Origin of the sequence: Marinicrinis sediminis (genome assembly GCF_042685085.1) — a bacterium.
Lineage (GTDB): Bacteria > Bacillota > Bacilli > Paenibacillales > KCTC-33676 > Marinicrinis > Marinicrinis sediminis.
The window spans coordinates 22,223-29,335 of sequence record NZ_JBHUMM010000006.1; the positions used below are offsets into that span (position 1 = coordinate 22,223).

The 7,113-nt window shown below is 52.4% G+C and carries 7 protein-coding genes; all 7 read right to left on the minus strand.

The features are described from left to right. Positions 1-17: 17 nt before the first annotated feature. The 7 genes from ACFSUC_RS04030 to ACFSUC_RS04060 all read right to left on the minus strand — a co-directional run bounded on the left by ACFSUC_RS04030 (position 18) and on the right by ACFSUC_RS04060 (position 6,463). Entirely contained in the window at positions 18-263 is a 246-nt protein-coding gene (locus ACFSUC_RS04030) for a hypothetical protein (protein ID WP_379928205.1), read from the minus strand. Then, positions 211-1,800 carry a class I adenylate-forming enzyme family protein gene (locus tag ACFSUC_RS04035; protein WP_379928206.1) on the minus strand — a complete coding sequence of 530 codons (1,590 nt, stop codon included), beginning with the start codon at positions 1,798-1,800 and terminating at the stop codon, positions 211-213. Before ACFSUC_RS04035 ends, ACFSUC_RS04030 begins: the two co-directional genes overlap by 53 nt. Continuing rightward, on the minus strand, positions 1,797-2,276 hold the full coding sequence (locus tag ACFSUC_RS04040; protein WP_379928207.1) for a beta-ketoacyl synthase chain length factor: 480 nt from the start codon (positions 2,274-2,276) through the stop codon (positions 1,797-1,799). The genes ACFSUC_RS04035 and ACFSUC_RS04040 overlap by 4 nt, the downstream gene beginning before the upstream one ends. 844 nt (positions 2,277-3,120) lie before the next feature. Beyond that, positions 3,121-3,369 carry a hypothetical protein gene (locus tag ACFSUC_RS04045; protein WP_379928208.1) on the minus strand — a complete coding sequence of 83 codons (249 nt, stop codon included), beginning with the start codon at positions 3,367-3,369 and terminating at the stop codon, positions 3,121-3,123. A gap of 1 nt (position 3,370) precedes the next feature. Beyond that, complete coding sequence (locus ACFSUC_RS04050) at positions 3,371-4,588, minus strand: beta-ketoacyl-[acyl-carrier-protein] synthase family protein (protein ID WP_379928209.1); 1,218 nt, start codon at positions 4,586-4,588, stop codon at positions 3,371-3,373. Next, positions 4,581-4,853 carry an acyl carrier protein gene (locus ACFSUC_RS04055; RefSeq protein WP_379928210.1) on the minus strand — a complete coding sequence of 91 codons (273 nt, stop codon included), beginning with the start codon at positions 4,851-4,853 and terminating at the stop codon, positions 4,581-4,583. Before ACFSUC_RS04055 ends, ACFSUC_RS04050 begins: the two co-directional genes overlap by 8 nt. A gap of 128 nt (positions 4,854-4,981) precedes the next feature. Continuing rightward, positions 4,982-6,463 carry an MDR family MFS transporter gene (locus ACFSUC_RS04060; protein WP_379928211.1) on the minus strand — a complete coding sequence of 494 codons (1,482 nt, stop codon included), beginning with the start codon at positions 6,461-6,463 and terminating at the stop codon, positions 4,982-4,984. Positions 6,464-7,113 lie beyond the last annotated feature (650 nt).

Below are 7,113 nucleotides of genomic sequence, written 5' to 3' on the forward strand. Positions count from 1 at the left end.
TAGAGGCTGCCATGTACTCAAACCGATAATTTGGCTAACTTGTCCTGCACGTATTGCTCAATGCGCTGGATCGACTGAAAATGACTGAGATCTTCCGTCCGATAATCAATGGGAATCTGAAATTGTTCCTCCAGCGATGTGATCAGCCAAATCAGGGACATGGAATCCAGATGAAGAAGCTCCTCATCGTCGAGCTCTCCTTCCATGGTTTCAAACAGATTGGCCTGCATGACGAGTTCTCTGATTTGCGTATTCAGTTCCATCCTTCAGCTCCTTTAATAATTCCGCTTTGATGATTTTCCCTGCCGGCGATACCGGGATACGCGCAGTGGTCTGGATGCGCTTTGGCACTTTGTAACTCGCCAGCCTGCTGGCCAGCCAGTCTTTCAGTTGTCGCTCCATGGGGCGCTCACAAGCTTCCTCCCAGACGACAAACAGGGTCAGTACAGTGCCAAACACGGCATGCTCTGTACTCACCACACAGCTCTGGGCCACTAGTGGATGGGAGCAGGCTGCCGCTTCAATCTCACTTAATCGAACCTTCAAGCCGCCTACACTGACCTGATCATTCACACGTCCGGCAATGATCAGACGGTCCATGTCATCAAACTGCACCAGATCCTGTGTATACAAAACTCCCTGCTGGTCATCACTTTCCCCCGGCTCCCAGTTCGGTTGCGGTTCCATATAAGGCGAACTTGGCAAATGGATGACCAATTCCCCTTCCCGGGTTGAAATCTGGTGATGCCGCGCGACCGGACCAACCGTGCCCGCTCCTTCGCCGTAGAAATCCACTGCCATATAACCGACCTCACTCATGCCGTACTGCTGTCCGATCCGCCAGCCAAACTTCTCCTCATATTCGGTAATGAGGGCATCCGGCAGTTTGCCCCCAGATGATAACAGCTTCAAGTTAGAAATGGCATCGGCCTGTCTGTCATCTGGACTCCTCTCCGGCAGTCCTTTGGCCAGCAGCTGATAATGAAACGCTACCCCGTATACATGGGTAAGGCGATCCTTGTCAATCTGCTCCGCAATCTGCCCGGGGTGCAGCCTTTCCGGAAAATAGACGGTGCCTCCCTGCAAAAGCGTAGAAAGTGTCGCAGACAACAGGCCATACGAATGACTGAGCGGGACAAGACACAGGACGCGACTATCGGCGTCAGGCGCGCCCGGTTCTGCTGTATAGACCTGCAGTTCTCGCTCCATCGCTTTCAATGGGCGCAAGATCGACTTGGGCATGCCTGTTGACCCCGAACTGAACAGCACCATGCCTCCATCTCTTTGTGTCTCCCATACGGGCCGCTCCTGGGAAGATTCAACCGCTCTCTCTGACTGATTCGCAGACTCCGCAGGTTTTTCAATTTTTTCATTTTCATCCGTTTTTGCAGATTTTACTGGATGTGCAGACCTCTCAGACTTCATGGACGGCACAGGCTGTAGAGAAAGCACGTCCGCTGCATGTGGATAAAACCCGGCAATCGATCCGGCTACGGCTTCCTTCTCCCGCTGCCAGCTCACAACCGCATCCGGACCAAAATGTTGCAAGCGAAGCTGCTTGTCTGCCTCTGTAAGTCGCGGGTCCAGGATTGTGATGGTCAATTTTCTGCTTGCAGCTGCATACACCCACTCCACCAGCGCGGGTGAGTCGGGCAAATCCACTGCGAGCTTGTCCACCCGCCGATCCAGTTCATCCAGTCGGGCAATCTTTTGCTGTATTCCCTGACTGAGCTGTTCATAGGATCTTGACCAGTTCCCGTGCTGCAACGCGGTCTTGCGACTTGAATAAGCCAGCCTCATGCCTCTTCCCTCCCTGACCGGGCATGCGGATACAGCATACCGGCATAGGCAGGATGCGCCGTTGATGGCTGCATAGCCTCCATCCACTGCTGGAAGGTCGCTTTCATTTGTGCGCCTCTCGCTTCCGCGTGCTGCCTGTTTTCCAGTACGATGGTCATCACCCCGCCAGCCATCTCTTCAGACTGACCTTGTTCTCTCAACCACGCACGGGCTCGCAGGGACGGTACATCGCACACCGTCATGATGACGCAATCAGCGAGGCCATCCTCCAGCCAGTCGCTCGCTTGCATCAGCAGAATACCCGCCCCCTCCTGACTGGCTCCCATACAGGTCATCGGACCATGAATGCTCAGTTCTCTCGCCAGATAGCCAATAATGGCACTGGGTACCGATTGCGGGAACATGATCGGGCTTAACTTCTTTCCCATAAGCAGGTCTTTCCAGGTTTCTTCTTCTGTCTGTGCATCTACAAACATACTCCCGAGCAGGATCGATTTTCGTTATAGTGATAGGTCACCCCTTGACCCCCTCCAGCTAACAGACAAAGGTCTCCGGGTTTTCCCCCACTCCAAACCGTACGTGCGCCTTTCAGCGCATACGGCTTTCCATCTTCTGAACCCCCTGGTAAACTTCGCATCGCAGGAGCCTGCTTCGCTGCCAGTTCCATTCAGGATGAGTTCAAAAGACTGCTCCCCTTCGCTCCACATCCATTACGATGCTTCGACACTACTATGAGAGCGCTGACTGACCACTGTCTTCCTCGTGCTGCCACACTCCGACAGTGGACGATCCCACGTTCCATTCAACCGCCTGTTCACCATTCCTTAGGTCACTGCTATACGCTGTAGGCCATCACGGGTTTGAGATACAGTTGTGCCCGTGAATCTGCAAGCGGCATTCCAGCCGCGAGACGACCGTCCCAAGCCTGAGAGGACGGCAGAAGCCATCTGATTCAATCCGGCCCTTGTTTCTCCGACCTGTTATCACATTCAGGTGTGATCGTGAAAAGGGGACGATTAAGATCAGGATTGCAGCGCTTCAGACACAGTTTCGAATACTGACCATAGAATGAGGACACCCGCACTATCGGAATCGGAACCAGAACCTGTCTGATGATACAGCCCGGGCTCCGTTCGTAAGTTACGCCTTTATCCCGCTTCATACCTTCTGCTCCGGCAGCAGCAGAACGCATGGGGAAGCTCAGTGTCTCGTGCCTCTGTATCTCCGCACGGGAGGAATCATCCTCTATCGGTTGAATCGTTCTCTTTGCCGGCAGCCTTTCTGGCTCCGGCAGAGGCCGCTGTCCCTCCTGTTCAGGATTTAAGCGGAACGTGGCGCACCAGGCTGAATTCCTGCCTGCTCGAGATGCGCATCTTCTGCTGCCTGCCTGACACTATGGTAAATCAGCGGATTAAAGGAAGATCGGACAAAGCCCCGAATGGCGGGCACCGCTTCATCTGCAAGCTGTTGATGAAAACCTGTTATCGTAAAACGATTCGCAATCCGCTGGACTTCCTGTTCCAGCCACTCCTGTGACCAGGATGCCACTCTTTTTGTTTCCGTCTCCATGCTATCCCTCCCTCAGCTTTCGAAATATCAGGGTACAGTTATTGCCGCCAAAGGCGCTGGAATTGGACATGACGGTATGAAGTTCCTTGCTGCGAGCGCCTTCCACGACATAATCCAGATCCAGCCCTTCCTCCGCTCCCAAATAGTTGGCGGTGGGGGGAATCAGATTGCGTTGCAGTGCCTCCAGACTAATCACCGCTTCGACCGCTCCCGTTGCTTCCAGCATGTGCCCGGTCATCGATTTCGTGGAGCTAACCGGAATATCCGCCATGTGGGAACCAAATACCTGCTTCATCGCCTTCGTTTCACCGCGATCATTGAGCGGCGTTCCGGTGCCGTGAGCGTTGATATAATCTACTTCTTCAGGCGAAATGCCTGCCCGGTTCAACGCCATCCGCATAGATCTGGCAAGCCCGTTGCCCGTGGGATCAGGTTGTGTCACATGGTGCCCATCCGAGCTGATTCCCCAGCCAACCAGCTCCGCAATAGGCCGAGCGCCCCGTTTCAATGCGGACTCCATCGTTTCCAGCACCAGCATGGCCGCCCCGTCTCCGATCAACAGACCGGTACGTCCTTGGGAAAATGGGCGTACGACATCATCGGCCATAGCCCGGCTGGAATCAAAGTTATAAAAGACAAGCGGATGCAGTACGTTGAGACCGCCTGCTAATGCGCAGGAAGCGCGCCCCTTTTTCAACTGATCATAGGCATAGCCGATCGCATTGGCCGAAGCAATGCAGGCGTTGGTGAACGAGACCTTTGGCATCTGTGAGCCAATCCGCTCTCCGATATCATCTGCATGGGAGAAAGGGTTTCGTTCGAGAACAGCTAATCTCCCCCCCTCTTGTCCGTCTCTGGCCAGTTCCGCTTGACTCTGCTGTTCCGGCTGGGTCTGCTCCCGGTAGAAGGCCTCCAGCTCTGCACCATCCCCCAGATTGCCAACCGCCACGACAGCGCCTCGTAGAAGAGAGGCATGACGCTCCCGATCCAGACCCGCCATTTCTAATGCGGCATCCGTACAATAGGCAGCAAAATCGCGGTACGTTCGAGGCTGCATATCCGTCTCTCCACCACGTTTGGCATAACTGTTTGTGGTATCTATCGAGGTAATATCCTTGAAGGCATGTTTGCCTTGATAGAGGGTCTCCGCAAATCGTGCTGTGCCGGGACCGAAGGGGGTAATCACTCCATAACCAGTTACAACCACTCGATTACTCATGGACACCCTGTCCTTCGAAATAATCCAGCAGCTCTGCCGCATTCATTTTTCCAATCTTCTCAATATCCTCATCTGGAACCTTCCGCTCGTACTTTTCCTCCAGATTAACAATCAACTCAAACAACGAAATGGAGTCCAAACCGTATACAACCTCGATCGGTGCTGACGAATCGGAATTCGCTTCTACCTCCATGTTCATCTTCTCCCTGCAAATTTGGGCGATCAGTTGCTGCATCTCCTCGATGCGCTGATGATGCTCATTCATCAAACGATTCCTCCGTTCATTTTTCAATTTCCCGCTGATTCTGCAACCAGTTGTGTTACCTTAACCCCGTCTAGAGCACGGCCCGCCTCACAAACGACCCACACTCACCTCCCTTCCATATATGCAAGTCAGGCATGTCCACTACTCTCAGCGCTTCCTGTCTGTGCGGCCATCGCCCTCCGATATTCCTCGTATCCTTCTTCTCCTTCTTTTGGCGGCATACGGAGTCGCTCAGTTCCGAGCAACCACCCAAACAAGAGCGCGAGCACGGCGACAAACCAGACAGATTGGAGAACCAGTTCGATCGATTGGGTCCACGCGACAGATTCACTGGCTCCTTCCTTCATCGTCGCATCCAGCCGGTACGTCTGCACGGCACCGAGGATGGCCACACCCACTGCTCCGCCAATCGAACGAAAGAACGGAATCAGGGCGTTAATCGTTCCGACATGCTGCGGGCCCGCTCCATGCAGGGAAGCGGTAAACAAGAGAGGAAAAGTCAAGCCGAAGCCCAGACCCAGCACCGCCATCATGGCATATACGATGAGGTGGGAAAATGAAGAAATAAACAGAGCCAATCCACCACAGCCAATGATGATCACCCCGCCGGACAGTATCGCCATATGACGGAAATTCAGGTGTTCTGTGAGCTTGCCGCCTATGTAGGAACCGACTACAATGCTGATCATCATAGGCATGATCACCATCCCTGCTTCTGTCCGCTCTCCTCCTTCCGCCCATTGCACATAGAGGGGCATAAAGGAGATGACTGCCATCATCACTACGCCTTGAAGAAAGCCGACCGCCTGACCGGCAGCAAATCGGATTTGACGAAACAATCCCAGAGGAATAAAGGGATCGGGATGACGGGACTCCACCCGAATAAACAAGCCTAGAAAGACAATCGCTGCGCTGAACAATCCCATCACCGGCAAGGAAAGCCATGACTGCGTAGCCGTGTACAGTTCAACCGCAAACAACAGGCTGCCCACTCCTGCAAACATAAACAGCAGTCCCCACACATCCATTCGCTGCGGGATCACCTTGCGCTCTTCCCGATAATTGACGATGAGCAATCCGACAGCCAGCAGTCCCAGCGGCAGATTAATGTAGAAGATCCATCTCCAGCTTAAAGCGGCTGCCAGGTACGCCCCCAGTACCGGACCCATCACGCTGGAAATGCCAAAAACCGTCGCCAAAAAGGATTGCATCCGGTTTCGAAGCGAAGGTGGAAAAACTTCGAATACAATCGTAAATGCGACCGGCATGATCGCCCCGGCCCCAATGCCCTGAATGCTGCGAAACACGATCAGTTGTGTCATGCTTGCGGCGAATCCACACAAGAGAGATCCCACAATAAAAATGGAGATCCCCGTTAAAAACACCTTGCGTCTACCGTACAAATCAGAGCATTTGCCGAATATCGGCATCGCAATCAACTCAGCAATCATATATGCTGAAAAAACCCAAAAGAACATATGCGCGCCAGACAAATCCTCGATCAAATGCGGAATGACAGCCGCCACGACCGTTTGATCCAATGAGGCAAGCAGCATGGCGACAAATAAGGCGGCTAACGTTCCGTAAGCCTGTTTTGAACCTTCTGTCACAATATCCCCCCGTATCGATATATCGTATTTTTAATATTCAGAATATTCAGTTGAAAATGCGCAGAAAACGGGTTGCTCGAACGATCTCAGACAGGCTTCTGTACTCGATTCCTTCGTGATTCACACCCTTCTCTCTGCCTATTTATCTATCTCTTTCAAAATTATCATGGAACCTGTCAAAATATCAACTGTAGGATGTTGAACAATTTCTTGTCATATTTTTACGACTTTTGAGAAATGATCGTTCAACCTCTCGACAAAAGATCCAGAATAAGCTATAGCGATCCCCCCATGAATCGTTGAGATGCACCACAGATTCCTGTAAAGGACGAAATCTGATTCTGCTCGGCTACTATGTCGAACCTGTACAGGATCTCAAGCAAAAACGAAGAATCTTCGCCCCGAAGCATCCCCTGTATGGAGCGGTTGAACAGCCGTTACAACTCGTGACGCGCAGCCAGCTGAAAGGACGATCCTGACGCTGCTATCATCGTTTGTATCAAGAAAACAAGCCTGTCGCAGGAAGACTGATATGCTCCCCTTTGAGTAGACACCTGAAATAACAAAATTCAGGACTACTCAAAGGGGAGCTTTTTTATGGGAAGAAGACGAATCAGTTATGACAAGAAAATGGAAGCTGTAGAGAAATA

Bases quoted from the DNA above. Each gene is read 5' to 3' on its own strand.
- ACFSUC_RS04030 (WP_379928205.1), bottom strand. From the start codon at position 263: ATGGAACTGAATACGCAAATCAGAGAACTCGTCATGCAGGCCAATCTG.
- ACFSUC_RS04035 (WP_379928206.1), bottom strand. From the start codon at position 1,800: ATGAGGCTGGCTTATTCAAGTCGCAAGACCGCGTTGCAGCACGGGAAC.
- ACFSUC_RS04040 (WP_379928207.1), bottom strand. From the start codon at position 2,276: ATGTTTGTAGATGCACAGACAGAAGAAGAAACCTGGAAAGACCTGCTT.
- ACFSUC_RS04045 (WP_379928208.1), bottom strand. From the start codon at position 3,369: ATGGAGACGGAAACAAAAAGAGTGGCATCCTGGTCACAGGAGTGGCTG.
- ACFSUC_RS04050 (WP_379928209.1), bottom strand. From the start codon at position 4,588: ATGAGTAATCGAGTGGTTGTAACTGGTTATGGAGTGATTACCCCCTTC.
- ACFSUC_RS04055 (WP_379928210.1), bottom strand. From the start codon at position 4,853: ATGAATGAGCATCATCAGCGCATCGAGGAGATGCAGCAACTGATCGCC.